The sequence below is a fragment of the Flammeovirga aprica JL-4 genome, from assembly GCF_012844305.1.
Taxonomy (GTDB): Bacteria; Bacteroidota; Bacteroidia; order Cytophagales; family Flammeovirgaceae; genus Flammeovirga; species Flammeovirga aprica.
Window position 1 is genome coordinate 52326 of sequence record NZ_JABANE010000030.1, and the last position, 23980, is coordinate 76305.

General features: G+C 33.5%; 15 protein-coding genes and 1 riboswitch. Of the genes, 7 read left to right on the top strand and 8 right to left on the bottom strand.

Annotation, left to right across the window (positions count from 1 at the left end; genetic code table 11):
* Window positions 1-2: 2 nt before the first annotated feature.
* Both HHU12_RS12755 and HHU12_RS12760 read left to right on the top strand, forming a co-directional pair.
* On the top strand, window positions 3-2183 hold the full coding sequence (locus HHU12_RS12755; protein ID WP_169657129.1) for an OmpA family protein: 2181 nt from the start codon (window positions 3-5) through the stop codon (window positions 2181-2183).
* Complete coding sequence (locus HHU12_RS12760) at window positions 2183-3280, top strand: glycosyltransferase family 4 protein (RefSeq protein WP_169657130.1); 1098 nt, start codon at window positions 2183-2185, stop codon at window positions 3278-3280. Before HHU12_RS12755 ends, HHU12_RS12760 begins: the two co-directional genes overlap by 1 nt.
* Before the next feature lie 84 nt (window positions 3281-3364).
* On the opposite strand, the gene HHU12_RS12765 is transcribed toward HHU12_RS12760, so the two are convergent.
* Window positions 3365-5341 (bottom strand): LruC domain-containing protein, encoded by a 1977-nt coding sequence (locus tag HHU12_RS12765; protein ID WP_169657131.1) that lies wholly within the window; start codon window positions 5339-5341, stop codon window positions 3365-3367.
* A gap of 523 nt (window positions 5342-5864) precedes the next feature.
* Between HHU12_RS12765 and HHU12_RS12770 the strand changes: the two genes are divergently transcribed.
* Window positions 5865-8420, top strand: coding sequence for an Ig-like domain-containing protein (locus HHU12_RS12770; protein ID WP_169657132.1), 2556 nt, complete (start codon window positions 5865-5867; stop codon window positions 8418-8420).
* 21 nt (window positions 8421-8441) lie between these two features.
* Here the strand turns inward: HHU12_RS12770 and HHU12_RS12775 are convergent, their stop codons facing one another.
* Together HHU12_RS12775 and HHU12_RS12780 are read right to left on the bottom strand one after the other, a co-directional pair.
* Window positions 8442-9764: an oligosaccharide flippase family protein gene (locus tag HHU12_RS12775; RefSeq protein ID WP_169657133.1), complete on the bottom strand. Its 1323-nt coding sequence runs from the start codon at window positions 9762-9764 to the stop codon at window positions 8442-8444.
* 259 nt (window positions 9765-10023) lie between these two features.
* Window positions 10024-12243: a T9SS type A sorting domain-containing protein gene (locus HHU12_RS12780; RefSeq protein WP_169657134.1), complete on the bottom strand. Its 2220-nt coding sequence runs from the start codon at window positions 12241-12243 to the stop codon at window positions 10024-10026.
* Between the two features lie 471 nt (window positions 12244-12714).
* Between HHU12_RS12780 and HHU12_RS12785 the strand changes: the two genes are divergently transcribed.
* Window positions 12715-13014 carry a 2Fe-2S iron-sulfur cluster-binding protein gene (locus tag HHU12_RS12785; protein ID WP_169657135.1) on the top strand — a complete coding sequence of 100 codons (300 nt, stop codon included), beginning with the start codon at window positions 12715-12717 and terminating at the stop codon, window positions 13012-13014.
* 1 nt (window position 13015) lies between these two features.
* Here HHU12_RS12785 and HHU12_RS12790 read toward each other — a convergent pair whose 3' ends face one another.
* The 5 genes from HHU12_RS12790 to HHU12_RS12810 all read right to left on the bottom strand — a co-directional run bounded on the left by HHU12_RS12790 (window position 13016) and on the right by HHU12_RS12810 (window position 16650).
* Window positions 13016-14506, bottom strand: coding sequence for a hypothetical protein (locus HHU12_RS12790; RefSeq protein ID WP_169657136.1), 1491 nt, complete (start codon window positions 14504-14506; stop codon window positions 13016-13018).
* A 280-nt stretch (window positions 14507-14786) separates the two neighbouring features.
* A complete protein-coding gene (locus HHU12_RS12795) occupies window positions 14787-14960 on the bottom strand; it encodes a hypothetical protein (protein WP_169657137.1) in 174 nt (57 codons plus the stop codon).
* 13 nt (window positions 14961-14973) lie between these two features.
* The gene (locus tag HHU12_RS12800; protein ID WP_169657138.1) at window positions 14974-15228 is read right to left on the bottom strand and encodes a hypothetical protein; all 255 of its coding nucleotides are present in this window, start codon (window positions 15226-15228) and stop codon (window positions 14974-14976) included.
* A gap of 61 nt (window positions 15229-15289) precedes the next feature.
* Window positions 15290-15386, bottom strand: a riboswitch (SAM-I-IV-variant riboswitch).
* 85 nt (window positions 15387-15471) lie between these two features.
* Window positions 15472-16104, bottom strand: a complete 633-nt coding sequence (locus tag HHU12_RS12805) for a hypothetical protein (RefSeq protein WP_169657139.1) — start codon at window positions 16102-16104, stop codon at window positions 15472-15474.
* A gap of 189 nt (window positions 16105-16293) precedes the next feature.
* Entirely contained in the window at window positions 16294-16650 is a 357-nt protein-coding gene (locus tag HHU12_RS12810; RefSeq protein WP_169657140.1) for a hypothetical protein, read from the bottom strand.
* A gap of 630 nt (window positions 16651-17280) precedes the next feature.
* Here HHU12_RS12810 and HHU12_RS12815 point away from each other — a divergent pair.
* The 3 genes from HHU12_RS12815 (at window position 17281) to HHU12_RS12825 (ending at window position 23636) form a co-directional block, all read left to right on the top strand.
* Window positions 17281-18186, top strand: a complete 906-nt coding sequence (locus HHU12_RS12815; protein ID WP_169657141.1) for a hypothetical protein — start codon at window positions 17281-17283, stop codon at window positions 18184-18186.
* A 213-nt stretch (window positions 18187-18399) separates the two neighbouring features.
* Window positions 18400-22086: a phosphoribosylformylglycinamidine synthase gene (purL, locus tag HHU12_RS12820; protein ID WP_169657142.1), complete on the top strand. Its 3687-nt coding sequence runs from the start codon at window positions 18400-18402 to the stop codon at window positions 22084-22086.
* A 536-nt stretch (window positions 22087-22622) separates the two neighbouring features.
* Window positions 22623-23636 carry a sensor histidine kinase gene (locus HHU12_RS12825; RefSeq protein WP_169657143.1) on the top strand — a complete coding sequence of 338 codons (1014 nt, stop codon included), beginning with the start codon at window positions 22623-22625 and terminating at the stop codon, window positions 23634-23636.
* Window positions 23637-23980 lie beyond the last annotated feature (344 nt).

Here is a 23980-nt window from a genome sequence, read left to right on the forward strand (position 1 = left end):
ACATGAAATTAACTATTGTACTTACTATATTGCTTCAACTATTGACTCAAACTATTGTATTTGCTCAGTCTTCACATGACAGCAAGTATATGAAAAAAGCAAATGAATACTTTGAGAGAAGCGACTATGTATTAGCTATCGATTATTTTGAGAAAGTCAACAAGCTTGATATTATCTCAGAATACAAACTTGCGTATGCGTATCAGCATACCCTCCAATATCATGAAGCGGTGAGGGTTTATGAAAAATTGGTCAACTTTAATTGGGAACTATCCGATGAAGTATTACTGAATTATGGCTTGATGCTCAAGTCTCTGGAACAATACAGTAAAGCTGGAAAAGCCTTTCAGAAATATTTGTATAAAAACCCAAGAGATCATGAAGTCCGCGATCTGTATTTGTCTTGTCAAGCAAGCCAACTTAAAAAGCTGAAAAAAAATAAGTTTAATGTCATTATTGAAGGGCTGTCTTTTAATGCAAAAGAAAAAGATTTTAGCCCATTGATTTTTGATGGAGGTATAGCTTTCTGTTCATCAAGACCTTTAAAGAAAAGACAAAATATTCATAACCGTGATGGGTATTCATTTATTAATTTAGTGAAGGTCAGTAAAACAAACTTGGGAGCCTATACGGATGTAGAATTATTGGATAAAGATATTTTTTCCAATCATCATGTTGGCCCTTCTTATTTTGATAAGTCGTCAAATATGATGTATGTGACCATTAATGTAGATAAAAACGAAGTAATTGATGGTGAAAATTTCGACATACATCACTTAGAAATCCGAACAACAAAATACAAAGATGGTGAGTTTCAACGTATGGCGGATTTCGAATTAAATAACAAAGATTTTTCAGTTGGGCATCCTACATTGACAAAAGATGGAAATACGATTTACTTTATCTCTGATATGGCAGATGGTAAAGGAGGTACAGATATTTATGTGAGTCATCGAAATATTTCTGGTGGTTGGGACTCTCCTTATAATATTGGTGAAATGATCAATACTTCAGGTAATGAAGTATTTCCTTTTATATATAACGATAGTACTTTATTCTTCTCTTCTGATAGACATATTGGATTAGGAGGATTAGATATTTATAAGGCAAATATTCGAAATAATAGAGTTGTATCCGTAGAAAATATGGGTTACCCTTTCAATTCTTCAAAGGATGATTTTGGAATGGCAATAGATCATGATATAGAAGAGTTCAAGGGTTATTTCTCATCTAATAGAGATGGAGGTACTGGTGCTGATGATGTTTATCATTTTAGAGAAGTTCCTGATAATGTCACTGTACTTGTAGTAGATAGTCTTACAAAAGAGCCTTTAGCCAATTCTTCTGTAATATTATTTGACTGTGAAGAAGAACCTATTTCAGAGGGAACTACTGATGATAAAGGAACTTTTTCAACTTCTGTAGACCTACATAATTTTTGTAAGGTGGAAGCCATTCAAATGGGCTATATTCCTAAAATTGTCAATACTAAATACCTGCAAAAAGAATTTGGAGGTGTGTTTGTTATTGTAGACCTCGTAAAGGGGCAACAAATCCGAATGGAAGGTTTTATTATAGATGAGGATACAAAAGAAAAAATACCACAGGCATCTATTGCTTTAGAGGATAGCAAATATGTACATTTAGATCAAACCTCTTCTAGTCAATATGGGCATTATCAATTTATTTTTGGTGAAAAAGCACCAGACCAAAAGATGAATTTAAAGGTTTCTGCTCAAGGATATTTAGCAAAAGATGCTAATGTTGATGCTGCGAATATAAGTATGGATGGTGTGATCAGAAGAGACGTTTATCTGAAACGTATGATTAAAAATGATCTATTAGAAATAGAGAACATTTATTACCCATTTGATAAAGCTTACCTCACACCAGAAGCAAAAGTGATCCTCAATGATTTGTATAGAATTATGGTCAACAACCCTTCATTAATAGTAGAAATGGGGTCTCATTGTGATATACGAGGAAGTGATGATTACAATATCGATCTTTCACGAAGAAGGGCAGAATCAGTTATCAGTTACATGAGTGCACGGGGGATTAATACAAGACGTCTTATTTATCAATTTTATGGTGAAAAAGTAAATGCTGTTGATTGTATTTCGTGTACAGAAACACAGCACCAATTGAATAGGAGAACAGAGTTTAAAATTTTGGATTACTAATGGAAGATCATATTAATTTAGTAAGCTGTCAGCATTTCTTTTCTGGAATAGGACGGTATAGTTTTGAGTTGGGAGAGGAAATGTATAAATCTTCAGCAATTCAACTTTTCAAACCTTCAAAACCCTCGAATGCAGATCACTTTTATGAAGATCAATATGATTGGATAAAAGGATATTTTTATAAGTCATTCAGAAATTTACATCCCTATGTACTGCCGTTGTTTATTAAACAAGCTTTGAACAAAACGTTTGATTCCAATAAGATTTATCATGCACATTGGTTTCTTTCAGGCCTGGCACTGTCTTATTTCAAAAATGCCAAATTTGTCGTGACAATGCATGATGTTTCTCTTCTGCATATTCACGAAGGAGATCAATGGTTTATGAAGTATTATAAGTGGGCTATCAATCGTTTTAAAGAAAGAAGAGTACCCATAATTGTTGTTTCTGAAAGTGCAAAAAAAGACACAATTCTTCATGCAAAATATCCTGAAGAATTGGTTCATGTGATTCATAACGGTATTAATTTCGATCAATTTTACCCTTCCAAAACAATAGAAAGATCAGAAAATGAATTCAATATTATATATACAGGTGGATTAGGAGAACGAAAAAATTTACAGCTCTTATTAAGAGCATTTCAAGCGATAGAAAAAAAATATCCGTTTGTAAAATTAAGAATAGCAGGCATGTATCCTGAAAGAACGGTTTATCCTAAAATTGCAGAAGCTTTAGAGCTTAAAAATGTCATTTTTGAAGGATATATTCCTGATGAAAAATTAATAGATTTCTATCACAAAGGTGACCTTCTTGTTTTTCCATCTTTGTATGAAGGTTTTGGTTTTGCTCCATTGGAAGCAATGGCAAGTAGTGTTCCGGTTCTTAGTGCAAAAGGCGGTTCTTTACGTGAAGTTGTTGGGGAAGGCGGAGACTTTTTTGATTATGATGTGGATGACCTTCAATTAAAAATATCAAACATTATTGATGATGAAAGCTATAGACAAGACCTGATTAAAAGAGGTAGTTTATGGGTGAAAAAATTCACTTGGGAAGAAAGCGTTAGAAAAACCAAAGAAGTCTATAAATCTGTCAGTTAGTTAATGAATAATGTAGAATTAAGAAAGAAGGATATTGAAATTTAATACCTTTTCATTCTTAATTCTACATTCTTAATTTATATATTAATCTTGTAAGTGAATTAATCCACTTTCTCTGTTTCCGGCATCATCTGTATACCAATCAGCATTTGATGTTCCTCCACTTTCTACAAATGTTCTAAAATTTAAATACGCATTTGTAATATCAATATTTTCATGAGGTGGGTGGAACTTGTGAGGCATATGTAAAGCCCACGGGTGACCAGCAGAAGTCTTATAGTTTCCTGCATCAGCACCACTTGTCCTTAAAGAAGAGTTGAATTTTTGCGTTGGAGTACCATTGGCCATATGAACTTCTCTAGATCTATCCTGATTGACAAAGATAAATGGATTGAAATTAGCAACAGGCAAATCACCAAAAGGAATTGGATTAGTAAAAGAAATAGTCATATCCAATTCATCACTCGTTCTGATAGCACCGACACCTTGTACTAATCCAAAGTGATTATCAAATATAATTACACAAGGCTTGGCGTCATCAATACCACTTTCTAAACCTTTATCATTCAAAGAAGTCACACCACTAAGAATATTAGATCCGCTTACACTACTGACCGAATCAGAATGAATTGGTAATTCAATACCAAAGCCAGATGGTAAAGAAGATTCTACAGTACTCACTTCATAAGTAGAAAGTACTTCCACCACTTTATTACCTGCGTTTGAAACATAATTATGACGGTAATGCACCATGATATCATTAAAGTCATAATCTCCTTTTTCAGGGTAAAGGTCCTCAAAAGCATAAGTACCAAAGCCATTTTTACCTGGATTGTAATTGTTGAATGCTCTTTCCGGATCGTTAGGGTATTCATCGAAACCATCCACTACACCATCACCGTCAGCATCTGCACCTCCAAAATCATCTTCAGAACATCTAAACGTACAAAGATCATTTACTTTTCTACTTAAATTCTGAACGATTGAATAGGAGCCGTCATTTATATCCATCTGAATTATTACAGAATTACTGCTGTTAGTTGATAAATAAAGGTTGTCGAAACGGTCAAATGTCACACCAGTAATCGAATAAGGGAAATCATCTGCACTGATTCTTGACGCAGAAACTGCAGTAGAATCTGAATTAAATGTAAGTTGATATAAACCACCTCTACATGCTTGATATAAGGCTCCAGTAGAACTAAATGCTAAATCACCTGCACCATGTTTATCAGTAGGAATTCCTGATATCACAAGATTTTTTAATACGGTGCCATCAGTAGGATCCACAACTGCCATGTGTTGGTTGTCAGCAATGAACAATCTCCCTTTTTCATAAGCCATTCTTGGGTAACCATTATGAAAATTAGAGCTAGCTGTATTCAATGATGCAACAAAAGTAGATGTACCTGTTGATCTGACATAAGAATACAAATCACCTGTGTTGTCATAATAAATTATATCATTTTCCTGATCATAGCCATTTGCAAAACTTTTACCGACAAGATCACCATAATCAGTGACAGTATAACCGCTTTCAAAATTAATTGCAAAGGATTCACCGTTTCCGTTTACCGCAAAGAAAATATCTTCACAGGCAGTAGAAGTCCTTGCATTTGAGCTTGTGCCAGCAAAGGACTTTTGACTTAGTCTATCAAAAGTGATTGTTGTTTGATCATTAGAAAGAGGTGTGATTTCATACCACTCTACTCCTTTCGCAATTTTTGTCACATACAATCGCTCCACAAAAGAAGGAACCGTTAAAGTATGTTCCAAGTTTCCTGTCAGGTCTGAAAGGGCTCTACCAATCTGGAAGTACTCTCCATTATTATCCACAATATAGAAAGTAAGAACACTTTGAATCGGGTTAAATTTAGATTGTACTTTTACTGACAATTCTTTCACAGTAGCATAGTCAAAAGAAGCTGGTGCTTTCACATCTTCGAAAGTACTATTTGTTGTAGGTACTGGAGTTGGGTTTGTATTTGAATCATCTTTGACCACCGTACAGGCTCCAAAGATGAATACAAGTGTTAGGACATATAAATTAGATATTCTCATACTGTTTTTAGGTTGTCATGTAAGATTTATATTGAAAATGATAAAGGCTATCATTAAAAAATATCCGTCAACTCTTTTAACATGTATTTATATAAGATAATTCCATTTTTTTCTCCTAAAATCTCGAATAACCTATGTAAGGTATGTTAATGTTTTTCCTGTAAAAATTCATTTTTTATCAATACCAGTTCAAAAAGCACTTGTTGATGATAAAGCACTGAAACTTTTTCTTTTGTTGAAAAATAAATAACGTATTATGGAACTTTTCTATCTGTAAAAGTGTTTCGAAAATTAGAAGGATTATTTAATAATAAACTTAAAAAATTGCACTATTAGAAGAATAGAGGCTAGATTCTAATTTTATTGACAACGATAATTCTTCATTATTAAGTAAAGCCAAACTTCTTTACTTAAAAGCTCACTGAAATCTTCTAAAAAGAAGAAGTTAAACCTACATTAAATGAATACCAAAACTCAAAAACACAGACTTATATTTATCCCATTTGTTGTTATATTACTTTCAATGATGCCCTTAAAAGTAGCCTATGATTATAATACTTTGGGAGCATGGGACAGTAATGGTATCCCCCAATATTTAGATGGTAGAATTGCGGTTCCAACCAATATAGTAGATAGAACAAGGGAAATTATAGAAGACTCCATTAGGGTTTTTGGTAATGCATTTTTAGATAGAAATGCTGTAGATATTTACCTTAAAGAAGATGGAGAAGTGTTTGCAACGTTGCTTTATGAAGATGCTGGTTGGAAAAATACAATTGGTTTTTACACGTATACTACTGACAATATTCCGGAATCATCGGATGAAATCGGTGATTTAACTATAATATTCCCAAATCTCGACAGCCCTGATATTGTAGATAATGGAATGAGAGTTAGTTTAGGTACTTATCCCAAACATACAGTTTTTGGTTTCTTCTTGGTGGCCCAAGGATGGAATGGAAATATTGATAATGGGCTTTACACCTTGTTTTCAAATGGAGAGTTCAATAGAGAATTTACAGAAGGAGGATTATATAATCAGATGACAATTATTTTCCCTAATGATCTTACTACTGATAATACAACAGATTTCTTACTATGTATGGAAGATAATGTAGATACTTCAGAGGGTGATTACGATTATAATGATGCAGTTTTTCAATTAGCATCTTCCCCAGAATCAGCATTGGATCAATTTAAAGAAGGACTTCTAACACCACCTATGGCCAATGATACATTGTTCACTATTTACGAAAATGATACAGTCATTTTTTCTATTGATGATTTGCTTCAAAATCATGAATTTATTGATGTTTCAAGCCTAGATTTTATAACGAATACAGATCATTTTTCTACTCTCGATTTTGATGGTACAAATCTGACTGTAGGTTTGACAGATGCTTCTTTTGATACATTGGCATTGCAATACAGCGTTTGTAATGAGGAATTCAACACTTTATGTGATACAGGAATTATATACATTGCATTGGCAGGAATGAATCAACCGCCAGTTGCTCTAAAAGATGTAGTAATAAAATATGACTCTTCACTATCCACTACAGGTATTTTGTATGATGTTTTAGCTAATGACCCTGATAATAATTTAAATACCGATCACCTCACTGTATTGAATTCAATAAATCAGATTTTCTTTGCAGTAGTCGATAATGGAAATCTTAAAATTATACCAAAAACAAATGCTGTTGGAAGTGATACAGTGTATTTTGAAGTTTGTGATTTGGGAATGCCAGTATATTGTGATACTGGTTTTGTAATAATCGAATTTCCTGAACCAGAAGTTATACCTATTACACCAGTTGTCCCAATTGCAGTAAATGATACCATTAATTTAGTCAATAATGAAGAGGTGAGTATTAATGTTTTAGCCAATGACAGTCATCCAGACGATGATTTAAACATTGCATCCTTAAAATTAATAGAAACCCCATCGATTGAAGGTCTAGAAATAGAAATTGTAAATGGAACATTGGTGCATACCCCTCCACAAGACTATACTGGAACCTATACAATAACTTATGAAATCTGTGATAATTCAATGCCTGCTGATTGTGATCAAGCCGAAGTGATCATAACAATTCCTGAACCTATAGATCCGGTAGTAATTATAGATAATAATTTACCTCCAGTTGCTAAAGATGATTTTGCAGTAACTGATACAGATAATTCATTACAGTTATTTATTCTGAATAACGATCATGATGTAGATGGGAATTTGAATCCTAACTCTGTTACTTTGGTAACTCCTCCAAGCAATGGTACAGTACTTTTCGATTTTGAAGTTTCTGATGGAGATACAACTGTAATTGCCTATTATATACCAGACAATGGATATGAAGGGATGGATGAGTTTACTTATGAAGTTTATGATGATGGAAATCCTGGAAAAAAAGATGAAGCCAAAGTGGTAGTATTAGTTGGAGATGAAGGTTTTACGAACAATAGTTTTCTATTTCAATGGATTGACTCCACTATTATCGCAGAAGGGAGCTATTATAATTTAGAATTAGAAGATAGAGTAAATAATGTTTCTGAAATTAATTTTATTTCCCGTAATATTAATCTATTAAGCCAACCTGATTTGGAAGATGCAGAAGCAAAACCACTAAGCCCTTTAAACATTTTATATTCTGCTCCGGGATCAATACCATCTGATAATGAAAGGGATTATATCTATTATAATGTTTGTAATAACGATGCCGAATGCGTCAATGGATTATTGATCGTCGATATTTTTAAACCGCAAGAAAATACTATAATTCCAGATAATGTGGAAGAAGAAAATATTAATATTTCTGTATTCACCGGTTTCTCACCCAACAATGATTTAATCAATGATTATTTTATAGTAGAAAATATTGAAAATTACTCCGACAATCAATTGAAAATTTTCAATAGATGGGGGCAGGAAATCTACAGAGAAAAAGGGTATGCTAACCAATGGAATGGAGTGAACAATAGTGGAGATCCATTGCCTGATGGAACATATTTTTATCTTCTTCAAATAGACCAAAATAATAAGACGAATACTTACAATGGTTTTATTGTTCTGAAAAGGTAATAGTTCTTGGAGCAAAACCATCTATGCATTTCCTAGTAACTTTTTCCTGAGATGATAGAAAATGGTAAGCGCTTCAAGACGCATTAGTGGAATAATCTTGAGCAGATTAATATTTTCATATCTAATATAGAAGATAAATATTACAACTGCTCCGATAATTTCAGTGACTAATGCAGGTAATACGGTACCGATTTCACCCATATAAGTGACCATCACATAAGAAAGGATTATCAATAAAATGCTATTCATCACCACAATATTAGTACTCAATTGTGGTTTACCCTTAGCGTTGGTATAACTTGCAAAGAATGCTCCTAGTGGTGCAAACAAAGAGGTAATAACAAGTATAACTAACAGATGAAAGGAATCAGAATATTGATCACCATGTAAAAGCACAATAAAAGGTTTGATTAAAATTAAAAAACCAATGGAGATGGGCAGTACAATTAGATATACTTTTCCTAAGGTTTGGAGGAAATACTTTTTAAATTCCTCCATATTTCCTTTCTCATATAATTCAACAATTTTTGGATAAAAACTCAATTGAATCGCATTAGAGATAGAGAGAATAATGACCAAGTAACGTTGTGCTAAACCTAACATTGCCGTTATTTTTAAGGAAATAATTCCTGCTGAAAGGAAGAGTGTCATTTTTGAGGAAGCAGTACCAAAAAGTGCTTTTAGAGTACCTTGTTTTGCATAATGCATTATTTCTTTAAATGTCTTTTTATCGAATGGACTTAGAAGAATTGATTTTATTGGAATTGTAGAAAGCGATATTAAAAAAGATAGACTGTAAACACCTACAATCACCAATACTAAATTTTGGATACTCAATGTATATAGATGAACATAATAAATACCTAAAACCAACAATGTCAATGAAATAACATTTATAATAACAGCTCTGTAAAGCGTATCTCTACTTTTATGAATATTTTCTACCCATTTCAAACAGTTATTTGTAATTGAGAAGATAGGGTAGACCATTAAGAAGTAAGAGATATTTGGGAAAATATTCAGGTATCCTACCAAAGCAATTAAAGCACCTATCACAATTTCTATAATCAAAATTGCAATTATCACTGTCTTATAAGTTTGGTAAGCGAGCTGATTATCTTTTCCTGAAGAGAATTTTACTAGGGCAACATAAGTCACACCTTCTCTTATATTGATTGAGAAATTGAAAATAGAGAAGAATATAAACCATAATCCCACATCTTCAGCACTGTATTCTCTAGTAATAAAAAAGAGTAGAATATAACCAAAAAGTAATTCTGATACTGTAAGTGAGTAAGTAGTTATAAAAGGATACTTATTTAAGAAAGGTAATAGCTTTTTCAAAGTGAAGGTCGTAAAAGGTAATAATTACTACAATAAACATTTTTTTTTCCGAAAGGTTCATGTTTGTTTGATAGATTTATATTAGTACCTCGTAAAGTGATATTGTGGTTTGAGTATGTGAAATAATAAACAATATAAGTTGCAACTTGCAACTAAAATATAATTAAAAAAATAATATAAATAGGGGGTATTTATATTATTACAATTTTCATCATTAGTCCATAACAACAAGTTACAGACTAATGATGTATAAAGAGGCTTATTCAATAAATAATTTCTTATTAATGACTTTACCATTAAACTCAAAACTTAACAGATAAAAGCCTGCTTCAAGTTGTTCAAGGTTGATAGTATTGGTCAACGCACTAGGCTGAATCAATTTACTGTCCACTAATTGTCCTTGAAGAGAGTAGATTGAAAGCTTCACTTCTTTGGTTTGCTCTCCCCAGTATACTTTGATTTGCCCCTTCGTTGGGTTAGGATAAACTTTTAAATTATCTCTTTTTATGTCGTCAATCGATGTAATAGGTTTATCATCTTCAAAGCGTTTTATTTCTGAACTGAAATTATAAACCCTCATATTGATACTACTGATATGTCCGCCTGTATCAGGGAAATTAACTGTAACCGTATTGTTCTCTGACAGTAATTCATAAGGAACTGGAATTTCTAAAACACCGAAGAAACCATCTCTGTCTTCTTGAAGTTCACCTCTTACATTTGTAGGAACTGCAACTTGAGTACCGTTCACCTTCACCACAGGCTGTTTAGAAAGCTGATGCCCTCTGCCGATACCAATACGTAATACTGCTTCTCCAAATTCAGCTGTATTCACATCAGAAAATTCAAAAGCTTCTTCCGTTCCATTGATCGGTAAATAATAGCGGTTGGCATAATATTTTGTTTCTTCAGAAGTTTCATCAATCAAAATATCATTCTCAAAAACATATTCTAATACCATTGCAGATTCTGAGAATAAAGTAACCTCAGTAGGAGCAGTAGTTTGTGTTTTTTGATCAAATACAGGAATTCCATCTCTTCCAAAAAGATGTTTGATGTTTACACTTTGCAAGTTGTTTCCTTCATATCCTTTAATATTCAAATCGATCGTCTCGCTGTTTCTATTTAAATTGTTTAATACCACATAAACACGGTTGCCATCTACTGTTGCAAGTGTTTGAATATCTACATTACTTGTAGTGATATCAACCTTTGTGCCGTTGACATCTTTCCAGAAATCATAAAATCTAACCAATTCAGTATAAATCCAGTCGCCATCTGAACTTTCGGGCTCGCCTTCTTTTCTCAATAACCTTGTATTATAAGGACTGCCATTAGATTGAGTACCCCAAGTTGCTTTTACAACGATGAAAGGTAAAGCTTTAGCAATATGTTGTGGTCTGTCCATAAAAGTCATTGCCATAGAAATATAAGATCTTAACAAGTGCCAATCTCTTTCTCTAGACCACGTTTTGTTGATAAGCGTATGTACCTGACAGCCGTACTCTGATACAAGAATAGGTTTTACTACTCCAAATTTATCTTTACTAGCATGTTCAATCATATCTAAAGTAGCTTCCACTCGGCTACCTCTTCTCATTAATCTCTTGTTTCTAATCTCTGGCCAATCGTAGAGGTGAATAGACCAGAAGTCCATATTTTCACCACACATATCCATAAATTTATTCCATCTTTTTTCCCAACGCTGGAAGTTGTCATAATCGAAATTAGGGAAAGCGGTAGTGAAGCCACCGACCATTACAGATGGATTTACTTTTTTAACTTCAGTAGCTACAGAATTGTGATATTTAAAAATCTCTTCAATAGCTTCGTCTGTTTCACCACAATCTTCACATCCAAATTGACCGTATATTGGCTCATTGATTACTTCAAAATATTTAGGTGTTTGTTCTGAACCATTATCGTAAAACTCTTTGATGAAATGAGCACAGTACTCTCCAGAGGCAGTACCAAAAGGTTCATCTTCTGTGTCATTTTGAGATAATGCCCATCCTTTGTTAGTCAGTTTCCCATCAGGGTAGAACGGATGATGCTGTGCGGCTAAAATAAAATCGTTATTTCTGTCTATGTAGTTTACAAAGTCAGCGTTGCCACTGAATTGATTTCTGTACCTAGTCGCTTCAGTTCTTAAGTGATCTAAATCTACAAAGCCAGGGCGATTGGCATCTTCTTTCAATACAGAGTTAATATTCCATGTGATTGTACCCGTATTTCTACCCAAAAATACATTTCTTTCATTTAGAAAGTCATTTTTGATATCCAATGGGTTTGCATCACCGTATTTTGTCCAGTCATTTTCACGGATTCCAGCATGAATACCGATATACTTTTCTCGTTCAAATTCTGCCTTGCCACCTTGTCTGTGTTCCACATTCACATTGACCTCAATCCCTATATTTTGAGCATAGGAATTCGTTACCCAAAGAGGTAAAATAATAAATAGTAAAAATTGTTTCATTTCAATCAATAGCCCGTAAAGCCAATTTAATTTGTTTAAAAAATTTAGTTGAAAAACCTTCTTTGCGAAACCATTAAGTAGAAGGGTATTTTTTCTACTGCTTTGAAATTAACAAGCAATCATGTTACAACGGAAGGGTTTTTACACCAAAAGTCAAATTACCCCACTAAAAAGAGCCTATTCATAACCTGTGTTTTTGAAAAGAATTATTTCTGAGCTTAAAAAAAACAGATTAAAAAATTTTAGTTCAAAAAATCACTCAATTTTCAACTTGTAAAATATTGAAGTAAACATCCTATGATATGTTATTTATTCATTATTAAAGTGAAAACGCAACTATACAAATTTATTTAATATTAATATAATCGATTAATAAAATATATAATATATTAATATTTGTTCAATTGAATAATTTAATTCTAATATTTTGAGGTGTTTTTTGAATTTTCTTTTTTGATTTACTTTTGCAAGATGGAATACTTAATGATTGATGAAGAGAAGGTAGATATCAGCGATAAGGATAAAACATTAGTTGATACGATAAGAAGATGTAAAAAAAGCATCACAGCCCCTTGTTATAAAACAATGAGAAAGTTTGGGACTTGTAATTCCTGTTTAGTTGAAATTGATGGAGAAAAGAAACTGGCATGTGGAAATTCACCTGAACCGAATCAGTGTATAACATTAAATAGAAATGACTTGACTCAGGAGAGGAAAAAGAAAGTTGTAGCCTTCAAAAAGCATGTGGAGATGATGGAGAAGTATATGTAGATTAATAGATGTAAAATTTCATTTCATCTGTTGAATTGAAAGTCACTACACGAAAAATATAAATACCTGCTGATGGTACTTCTGGGACAATATAACTTGTAATAAAATCTCCTTGGATATCAACGGAAAGCAATGTCTCTTCGATAATTTGACCACTAGAAGATATTAGAAATGTACGAACGGATTGCTTATTTTGAACACCAAATATTTCCAAAGTTATTGATGTACCTTTGGTCACTACACTTGGGTACAGACGGGCAGAGATCTCACCATTGTTGTTTTGTAAATTAATTGGGCCATAAAAAGTTGAGTTTCCATCAAAATCAACCTGTTTTAATCGATAAAAAGGTTTTAAGGAAATAGAATCTACATAACTATATTGGATAGTAGTGTTTATATTTCCAGCACCACTTACACTGTCTAAAATTATCCATTGGTTATTATCACTAGAGTTCTGTATTTCGAAATGACTGTTATTAATCTCTGAAGCTGTTTCCCAATGAATAATATTACGGCCTGATTCAACTACACCATAGAATTTTGTGAGTTCTACAGGCAAATCCTCTTCATTTATTTTCTTACATATCTGGAAATTAGGGGAGTTTTCTCTGCATTTTCCATCACTAATAGAGCATTTTGTTCCTGATCCAAATTGAAGTTTTCCATTGATTGTTGGATTAATATTATTATTACAAGACAGCATTACATTGCCACCAATAATGAGACAGCCTGTTTCATCTACATAAATCGTTTCTTTTCCTGCTAGATCTATATCATTTTCTATATAAAGAACACCATATACAATTATACTTCCGCCACCCCCGTTATTAGAACTAACATTTCCTCTTATACGTGCATTTCCTTCTTCACCAATTTCTAAAATAGCTTTTCCATTGTTGGTATAATCAGCACCAATAATCAATTCACCATTAGAAGTATAAGCACTGCCACCTCCATTAAATGAATTAAAATTACCACCAATATCCATTTTGCCTCCTTCATTAATCAGCAATTGATTGTTGGCGTTTTGAAAGGTAATATCTGATTCAATATTCAAAACACCATTCACATTCAATATTATTTTACTGCCTTTAAAACTAATATCATCTTTGATGGATAGAATGCCATCAACCATTAAGGCTACCGCATAACTATTGAGTATTTCTATTTTAAAAGAAGCCTCACCGTTTTCCCCAATTTCTAGCCTTGTATTTTGTCTCCTCATAATATAAGTCATTTGATCACTTAAGGCATTAAGATTAAAATTGATCTTCAAATATTCAATATTCAGTCTTGTTGGTGGGGTTTCAATAGTATCATCACCCGTGGGCCAGTCATTTTCGGGAGTGCCACTGATCAGTACCCAATTTTCTTTATTCTGCCAATCCTCAAGCGATAAATATTCTGTTTGATTAGGATGGAAAGTAGCCTGAGAAAATGAGACAAATGGAAGGGATAGAAGACAAAAGAAGAGAATAAAAAAAGATTTCATAATTATTAATCAATGATAAAATCAGGTAACGGAATTTTGAGATGATAGAAATTACAAAAATGTCAGTTGATATTTAAAAGACTCTTGGCTTATGTATATAAAATATTTTAAAAGTGATTATTTAATGTGCTATTCTCAGATTGATGATTGTGTTAGCTCTTGATTTTAAAAAGAATAGTGAGGTAAAGTTCTGTTAATTATTAGCTTTAATAAATTCAACTCAATTGATACAAACATTAAAAAGAGAGGAGGAATTTACACTCCTCCCCATGGAAATGGATTAAGCCACAGCCAACCCTCTGGCTTCTAAAACATCTTTTAGAGCGGCCACTAAACTATGGTTGTGGTGAGAAACCTTTTGTCCCACTTTTTTGAAAATTCGAACTAAAGATTTGTCATCTAAAGTTGAATAGTGATCTACGAATTGGATATAGATATCTTGTGCTAAACTCATGATAAAATAGAAATTAAAGGGTTGAAAGTTGATTATCAATTAGACGTACTCTCTTTTTTATGGAGAGTCTTCCATTTTTAATGATCAGGCGATCATCCTTGAAATTCCTTTTGCTGATTTCATCATTGAGGGCACCAAGAAACTCACCTCTTGGATTACTCCAAGCAGTGTTTCCAACTTCAGCATTGAATGTATCAATCAACGCTTCGTTACGTAAGGTTGAAAGTTCTTTGACTTTCTGGATGTAGAATTCTTCTTTTAATGTCATTTTTTTCAGATTATAAAGTGAATAATCGATTAATGACATCAAGAAAAAACGTGAAATTTAAGTGGGGGTAGGTTTTTGTCCATCCTACGGACCACATCGTTTTTACCACCGTGGATTAAACTCGGTTGGTATCCATTCAAGGATTCTTGATGATGACACAAAGTTAGATTAATTTTATTTTAATTTCAAAATAAAAAAGGTGAAATATTAATAAAAAAATTTATAAATAACTGATAAATAGGTTTATATAAATAAGTTGAGCTCTGTGAAATTATAGATTTCATCTACAGTGAAAATATCATATAACTTCTCTGCAGTGATCAACCGTGGTCCTCTGTTATCAATTGTCACAGACAAACGATCTTTCAATAAAGAATTGAGATATTGTTCTGCTTCAGTCCAATTAGATTGATAATTTAAGTCGGCAATAAGGTTGTTCTGATCAGCTTCTTCAGTAGATGGAACATCGAATTGATCAAAAGGATAATGTTTGTCTAAAAGGTGTTTATAAATACGGTTGACTTCAATCTGTCCCTGCTGATTTTCACCTAAATGTGTTAACATCGCTTTGAGCCAAAGCAAACCGCTAAAGTCTTTGTTGTCTCTGATAATAAATATGTTATACCAGTATTGGTTAATGTTTTTGGCTAGAATTTCCATAAAAACACCCACAACCCAGCTTTTCTTCTCTCTGTGTTTATGGTATCCTTTTCTTTCGATATCTTTCAGTGATTTTGATAATGCCTGAAGAATATCATTTTTAAGATCTTCTATATATAAGTCAGTATATGGAAAGTGTTCTTTAGCGTATCTTTTCCAAACCTTAAATATTTTTTCTCCTTTTTCCGGTAAGTTATTGATGGGAGATAGATCCATGATTACAATCGATTAATTCCATTAAATTTTATCAAAAGTAAAATATTAAGGATGATTTTTCTTCATAACGTAGAATAAAACTGGCATTTTATGAGAATCTAACACTGAACACAAAAAGTAATTAGACATTTCAGCCCCGAAAAACGAATTTCGTTTAACAGGGCTGCAATAGATGAATAGGATATGAGATTATTCTGCTACATACCATGAATCAGAAGTGTAATAGAAAGTATTACCTTCGTCATCAAAAAAGTACAAAGTACCCGTTTCTTTTTCCCATGTAAAATTAACATGCTTATCCTTGATTGAACGGGTGTTGAGTGCTCCTTGGAAAAGAGGTTGTTCAATTGTTCCCGCACCATAGAACTCAAAGAGGTCTTCAGTACCTGCATGACGGTAAATGTTACCTACAGAGAAATCATGTGATTTTACAGCATTTGTAGTTGTGTTAGCTTCTTCTTGATTAAACTTACTTGCAGTATATTCTGCATTTTCACACGCAGTACACAAGATGAGAGAGAAGATTGTTAAGATTAGAATTCTCATTTGAAATTTGTTGTTATTTGAGATTTGAAATAAGTCATATTTCACAATAATTTGACTTCAGATTAAAAATTTTGATGTTTGCTTTTTCCATAGTTTGCTTTGTTGCAAAGTTGTTTGCTGATCATTTAATATACTAATGATGAGTATCACAATTTGAAAATAAGATGAGGCACAGTGGTGTATGTAACAAAGTTTAACACTTTAGAGGAGTCAGAATTTAATAGCATTATTTTTTAAATGGTTTCCATAAAAGAGTGCTAGTTAGTAATCTAATATTGAGTGGGTATTGTATGTTATTTTGAATGAATAATGTTGAATCATTCTTTTGTTATGTGCAAAGCAATGAAAAGAATAGGGGTTTCTGAATCAAAGAACCTGTCCATATTGTATCTAACTAAGATTGATTAAAATTACATTGAGAATGTAGGAGATTTATGGCACTTTTTTATTGAAAACGCTCTTAAATGTTAATAGAAGAGTGATTATCAATTAATTAGATAATCAAATTGTACTCTTCTAAGAATATAATTCATTGAAGAAGCAAGTTGAATCCGATAATTATTAACTGATCGATACAATGTTTATATTTAATTAGATAAAAGTACGTTACTAATACCCAAAACGATCCTTATGCGAGATACTATAATGAGTTCAGATCATTTATCCAGGTTTATCCAGCGGATATATGAAATCAAAGAAAGTCGTGCTAATGTAATTACCCAAAGCGATCTGAAAGCTGCTGCAAAAGAAATAGGAGTTACAGATAGAGAATGGGTGAAATTGCAGGATCTTTTTTCTTCGCATTTAGCTAGGGCAATCGGATATCATAAATACAAGAATTGGGATGATGCAATTTTCGAACTTGATCAGGCACTTACAATTAACCCTTTTGATTCAAAAACCCTATTTATGATTTCTTCTTGTTATGCTAACAAGTACTATGAGGAAGAAAGAAAAGAAGACAGAGACCTATCCATTGGCTTCGCTAACAAATGCCTTGAGATTAACCCTCTTGACGAGAAGGCACTACAACTACTAAGTTCATTAAAGAAAGAAGAGAGACAAAGAAGAGTGATTGAAAAAGAATCATTGAAAACACTTATTGTCGCCTGTTCTTTTGGAGCAATTATTTTTACTGCACTAGCATATTTGTCATTTTCCGACATTGTTGTCACTACTATTCCTTATACTGCCGAAACGGTAGAGATAAGAACAAAAGAGTTTAAACCTTCCGTTCATTTCTTAAATGCTGAGTATAATAACAGTTATTTCAGAGTGAATGACAACATTATTAAAATCTTTGAAAGAAAAGCCGCTTTAGTTTTACAGGGTGAAATTATGAAATCTGATAAAGCTATAAATGGCGTATTTATTAAGTGGAAAGATATGGATGGAAATATCGTTCATGCAGAACATTTCACGAATCAATACTTGCAGGACATTAAAGACCCTGCCAACGACAACTTTAAATTGATCCGTTTTCTAGAATCAGAAAAAGCCGTTTCAATTGCCGACGTAGATATAGTTCTAAATTAGTTGAAAGTAGATTAATTGCTTTGTAACTTTAGTAAATGAAAGTCAACAATACATCCGTTTCTCTGTAAATGGATGTATTTTTTTATTAAATAGACCTAAAACTTCATATTAACTTAATTTTTTAGTGACTTTTTCAACTAAATGTGTTGAAATCGCAAATTAACCCTTACTTTTGGGGGCATTATTGGGCTTCTGAAAAATCAATTGGGCAAAATGGTACTCTTTTTCCAAGGCAATACAGACAATGTATTTGCAGTACACGCCGGTCAGGCACTTTCAAAAGAAAATCTAGAAAAACTTTCTTGGTTATTTGGCAATGCGGAATTGTCAGAAAAAACATCTTTGGACGGCTGGTACGTAGGACCACGCAAAGAAATGTTAACTCCTTGGAGTACAAACGCAGTTGAAATTACTCAAAATATGGGTATTGAAGGAATTATCCGTATTGAGGAATTCCTTCACGTTGAATCTGAAAAATCTGCGGATTTTGATCCAATGCTACAAGCTTTGTATGAAGGATTAGATGGTTCGATCTACACTATTGATGTAGAGCCAGAACCAATTCGTCATATCGAAGACATCGCTTCTTATAATGAAGAGGAGGGATTGGCATTGAGTGAGGATGAAGTAACTTACTTAAAAGAAGTAAGTGAAAAATTAAATCGTCCTTTAACAGATTCTGAAGTTTATGGCTTCGCTCAAGTAAACTCAGAGCACTGTAGACATAAGATCTTTAACGGTATTTTTGTGATTGATGGAGAGGAAAAACCTACTTCGTTATTCCAATTGATCCGTAAAACTTCAAACGAAACTCCAGATAACTTAGTATCTGCTTACAAAGACAACGTAGCATTTATTAAAGGTCCTATGGCGGAACAATTTGCTCCAGCTACTCAAGACAAACCGGATTTCTTTGAAACAAAAGATTTCGAATCAGTGATCTCTTTAAAAGCAGAGACGCACAACTTCCCAACAACGGTTGAACCATTTAACGGTGCTGCTACAGGTGCTGGTGGTGAAATCAGAGACCGTATGGCAGGTGGTAAAGGTTCTATGCCATTGGCAGGTACTGCGGTTTATATGACATCTTACTCAAGATTAGAAGATGACCGTCAGTGGGAAAAAGGTATGGCTGAGAGACCATGGCTTTACCAAACTCCAATGGAAATCTTAATTAAAGCATCAAATGGTGCATCTGATTTTGGTAACAAATTCGGTATGCCACTAATTGCTGGTTCTGTACTTACTTTCGAACATGAGGAAGAAGCTAAAAAACATGGCTTCGACAAAGTAATCATGATGGCAGGTGGTATAGGATACGGTAAGAGAAGAGATGCCTTAAAAGATACTCCAGAGAAAGGTGACAAAGTTGTTGTGATGGGTGGTGATAACTACCGTATCGGAATGGGCGGTGGAGCCGTTTCTTCTGTTGCAACAGGTGAGTTTTCTAACTCTATCGAATTAAATGCAATTCAACGTTCTAACCCTGAAATGCAGAAGCGTGTATACAATGCGGTTCGTGCAATGTCAGAGGCTGACGAAAACCCAATTGTATTGATTCACGATCACGGTGCAGGTGGTCACTTGAACTGTCTTTCTGAATTAGTAGAAGAAACAGGAGCACAGATCGATGTAGACAAATTACCAGTAGGTGATCCAACGTTATCTAATAAAGAAATCGTAGGTAACGAATCTCAAGAAAGAATGGGATTGGTGATCAACGAAAAAAATATTGATACTTTAAAGAGAATTTCAGCTCGTGAGCGTGCTCCATTCTACGTAGTAGGTGAGACAACTGGCGATATGCAATTCACTTTTAAAGACACTACAACAGGAAATGCTCCTATTGATATGCCTTTAGATTATATGTTTGGTAAAGCACCAAAAACAATCATGAAGGATACAAAAGTAGCTCCTAATTTCTCAGCTGTTGAAGTGGAAGCTTCAAAAGTACATGAGTACTTGAATGATGTATTGCAATTAGAATCTGTTGCTTCAAAAGATTGGTTAACAAACAAAGTGGACCGCTCTGTAACAGGTCGTGTAGCAAAACAACAAACAGCAGGTAGTCTTCAGTTACCATTGAACAACGTTTCAGTGATGGCTTGTGATTACAGAGGAAAAGCAGGTATCGCTACAACGATTGGTCATTCTCCAGTAGCCGCATTGATCGATCCTGCTGCAGGTTCAATCAACGCAATTGCGGAGTCATTGACTAACTTAGTATGGGCTCCATTGGCACACGGTTTAGGTAATGTTTCATTATCTGCGAACTGGATGTGGCCTTGTAAGAATGAAGGTGAAGATGCTCGTTTATACGATGCGGTTGAAGCTTGTTCTGATTTTGCAGTAGCATTAGGAGTGAATATCCCAACGGGTAAAGATTCACTTTCGATGACGCAAAAGTACGGTGACGAAAAAGTGTACTCTCCAGGTACTGTAATTATTTCTACAGTAGGTGAGGTAGACGATTTGAAAAACGTAGTTGAGCCAGTAGCTAAAGTAGGTAAATCATTAGTTTATGTAGACCTTGCACAAGGTGGTCATGAATTAGGTGGTTCATCTTTAGCACAGGTATTAAATAAAGTAGGTGACAAAGTTTCTACAGTAACAAAACCTGATTTCTTTAAGAACGGTTTCGAAGCAATTCAAACTTCAATTAAAGCAGGTAACGTAGTTTCAGGTCATGACGTTTCAGCAGGTGGTTTAATTACTGCTTTATTGGAAATGACTTTCCCTGAGCAAAATGTAGCATATAAAGTAGATTTATCAGCAATCTCTACTGCGGACTTGACAAACGTATTGTTCTCTGAAACTCCTTCAGTAATCTTCCAAGTGGAAGACGAAGCAGCGTTAGAGTCAGTTATGAAAGAAGCGGGTGTTACTTACCATGTGATCGGTAAAGCAGTAGAAGGTGCTCAAACTGAAGTGACTTACAATGGAACTACTTTAGCATTTAATACAGAAGATTTAAGAGACGTTTGGTCGAAAACTTCTTACTTATTAGATCAAAAGCAAAGTGGTGAGGAATTAGCGAAAGAGCGTTATGAGAGCTATAAAAATGCTCCATTACATTATTCATTCCCTGAAGGATTTGAAGGAAAGCTTTCTAAATTGGGTATCAACCCTGATCGTAAAGAGCGTTCTGGAATCAAAGCGGCAATTATCCGTGAGAAAGGTGTGAATGGTGATAGAGAAATGGCTTACTCTATGCACTTAGCTGGTTTTGATGTGAAAGACGTTCATATGACGGACTTGATCTCAGGAAGAGAAGACTTAACTGACGTAAACTTCATCGTTTTCGTAGGTGGTTTCTCTAACTCAGACGTATTAGGTTCTGCAAAAGGATGGGCTGGAGCATTCTTATACAATGAGAAAGCAAAACAAGCTTTAGAGAACTTCTACGCTAGAGAAGATACATTGAGTTTAGGTGTTTGTAACGGTTGTCAATTGATGGTCGAATTAGGTTTAGTGACGAAAGGTCATGATGAAAAACCTAAGATGTTGCATAACAACTCTCATAAATTTGAGTCAGGTTTCGTGAACATGGTGATTCCTGAAAACAACACTGTAATGTTGAACTCATTAGCAGATACTCGTTTAGGTGTTTGGATTGCACACGGTGAAGGTAAATTCAACTTCCCTTATGCAGAGGAGAAATACAATATCGTAGGTAAATACGGTTATACTTCTTACCCTGCCAACCCTAACGGATCTGATTACAACACTGCGGCGTTAGCTTCTGAAGATGGTCGTCATTTAGTAATGATGCCTCACTTAGAAAGAGCTATCTTCCCTTGGAACTGGGCACACTATCCATCAGACAGAACTGATGAGGTATCACCTTGGATAGAGGCGTTTGTAAATGCTAAAAATTGGGTAGCCGAAAAAACTAAATAAGTTTAAGGTTATCTTTTTTATACAAAACAGCTCATGTTACGCATGGGCTGTTTTTTTTATATTCAAACAATATCTTACATAATATAACCTCTATTAGCTATACTCCTTTATTTTATTGTAATTTTCTAATAAAATACTTCCATTTTATTTAAAACAACAAGTAACTGCTTTTTCTATTTTGTTTAACAATTCTATAATATCATTAGTCAAATATGTATTTAAACATCTAATATATACAAGAGAGTTAAACAGAGCTTGTTTTAATGATTGATTATAGTATTATTCCAAGACATTAAAAGATGAAACGATGAACCTTATTAAATTGTACAATAGTTAGTTCGTTGAAATTAGGAATATATAGTACACAGTGTTATATTCAAATAAATCGTAAAACAAGGATTAAAATAGACCCTTCCTTGTTTATTGGATAACCAAGTAGTTGGCACAATAAGTATAACCCAAAAAAAGAAGTATCGAATTTTGCGCATTAAAAATACTTTAAAAAGTGAGCGTGAAAAAACTGATGATGAATCAACATGAGATATTATTTCGAAAGACCAATCTACCAATGTGCATTATTAATGTTGATCGTATTTATTATTGACTTAATAATTCCTTTGGGCGTTGCAGTAGGTGTTTTATATGTTTGCTGTATTGCATTGTTGATAAGAGAGAAAGTGAAGGTTACTTTGATGTTTTCCATCGTTGCAACTTTACTGACTGTTGCTATTCCTGTTATAACCTTTGATGAAAATACTACTTGGATGGCCTTTGTAAATAGAGGAATATCTGTTCTGGCAGTATGGATGATTTATTTTATTGTGGTAAAACACCGCATACTCGATCACAAGATGCGAGTGTATACCACTAAGCTTGAAATTAAGAACAAGGAATTAGAGCAGTTTAATTATGTAGCGAGTCATGATTTACAGGAACCTTTGAATACCATTAGAAGCTTTAGCATGCTGCTAAATCAACAATATGGAGGTGTTATTGATAAAAAAGCGGATAAATATTTACTCTTTATCAATAGAGCAAGTGTCAGGATGAGTGAGTTGGTGAAAGCACTGCTTGATTACGGGAGGATTGGACATAACATGAATCTTGAAAAAGTGGATTGCAATGTATTAGTCAATGAAGTAAAAACAGATATTGATTCATTGATCTCTAAATCAAATGCTCAGCTATACGTGAATAAATTACCCAAGGTAAAAGGTTATGAAACAGAATTAAGATTACTCTTTCAAAATTTAATCAGCAATGCGATTAAGTTTCAAAATAAAGATACAACTCCTATTATTAAAATAGGAGCAAGCTTGGAGACAGACCAATGGATTTTTTTTGTAAAAGATAATGGAATTGGGATTGACCAAGTGCATAGAGAAAGAATTTTTGCCATATTCCAACGTTTGCATTCTACATGTGAATATGAAGGAACAGGAATAGGGCTAGCACATTGCCGTAAGATTGTTGATTTGCACGGAGGCAGAATATGGCTCGATTCTCAAGTCGACAAAGGCTCAACATTTTATTTTAATATACCAGCTTAGCAAAAGACCGAAAACCAAAAACCAATAGTGACTAACATTTTTTTACTACTTTAGGTTATCTTCTTTATGGAATAGAAAAAATATTTCGTACATGAAGATAACCTTTTTTCTTTCCCTAAAGTTCAATCCTCCCTTCATAATGATGGTTTAATTTGAAAACTTTTCAGAAAGTAATCAGTTTCTATTGTGCAGATTAACACTTAAAATCCAAAGCTTCTGATTTTAAATGTTTAACTGTTTAAAGTTATTTTATATTCGTTGTTTTTTTAGTGAAAATGGAATAACTTAAAACAGCAAGGTAAATTAACCTTATGATTTACCATCATTAATGAATAAGCAACAAC

What these genes read in the sequence shown, in the direction of transcription:
- HHU12_RS12755 (WP_169657129.1), top strand. Translation starts at nt 3, where the DNA reads ATGAAATTAACTATTGTACTTACTATATTGCTTCAACTATTGACTCAA.
- HHU12_RS12760 (WP_169657130.1), top strand. Translation starts at nt 2,183, where the DNA reads ATGGAAGATCATATTAATTTAGTAAGCTGTCAGCATTTCTTTTCTGGA.
- HHU12_RS12765 (WP_169657131.1), bottom strand. Translation starts at nt 5,341, where the DNA reads ATGAGAATATCTAATTTATATGTCCTAACACTTGTATTCATCTTTGGA.
- HHU12_RS12770 (WP_169657132.1), top strand. Translation starts at nt 5,865, where the DNA reads ATGATGCCCTTAAAAGTAGCCTATGATTATAATACTTTGGGAGCATGG.
- HHU12_RS12780 (WP_169657134.1), bottom strand. Translation starts at nt 12,243, where the DNA reads ATGAAACAATTTTTACTATTTATTATTTTACCTCTTTGGGTAACGAAT.
- HHU12_RS12785 (WP_169657135.1), top strand. Translation starts at nt 12,715, where the DNA reads ATGGAATACTTAATGATTGATGAAGAGAAGGTAGATATCAGCGATAAG.
- HHU12_RS12790 (WP_169657136.1), bottom strand. Translation starts at nt 14,506, where the DNA reads ATGAAATCTTTTTTTATTCTCTTCTTTTGTCTTCTATCCCTTCCATTT.
- HHU12_RS12795 (WP_169657137.1), bottom strand. Translation starts at nt 14,960, where the DNA reads ATGAGTTTAGCACAAGATATCTATATCCAATTCGTAGATCACTATTCA.
- HHU12_RS12800 (WP_169657138.1), bottom strand. Translation starts at nt 15,228, where the DNA reads ATGACATTAAAAGAAGAATTCTACATCCAGAAAGTCAAAGAACTTTCA.
- HHU12_RS12805 (WP_169657139.1), bottom strand. Translation starts at nt 16,104, where the DNA reads ATGGATCTATCTCCCATCAATAACTTACCGGAAAAAGGAGAAAAAATA.
- HHU12_RS12810 (WP_169657140.1), bottom strand. Translation starts at nt 16,650, where the DNA reads ATGAGAATTCTAATCTTAACAATCTTCTCTCTCATCTTGTGTACTGCG.
- HHU12_RS12815 (WP_169657141.1), top strand. Translation starts at nt 17,281, where the DNA reads ATGCGAGATACTATAATGAGTTCAGATCATTTATCCAGGTTTATCCAG.
- purL (WP_169657142.1), top strand. Translation starts at nt 18,400, where the DNA reads ATGGTACTCTTTTTCCAAGGCAATACAGACAATGTATTTGCAGTACAC.
- HHU12_RS12825 (WP_169657143.1), top strand. Translation starts at nt 22,623, where the DNA reads ATGAGATATTATTTCGAAAGACCAATCTACCAATGTGCATTATTAATG.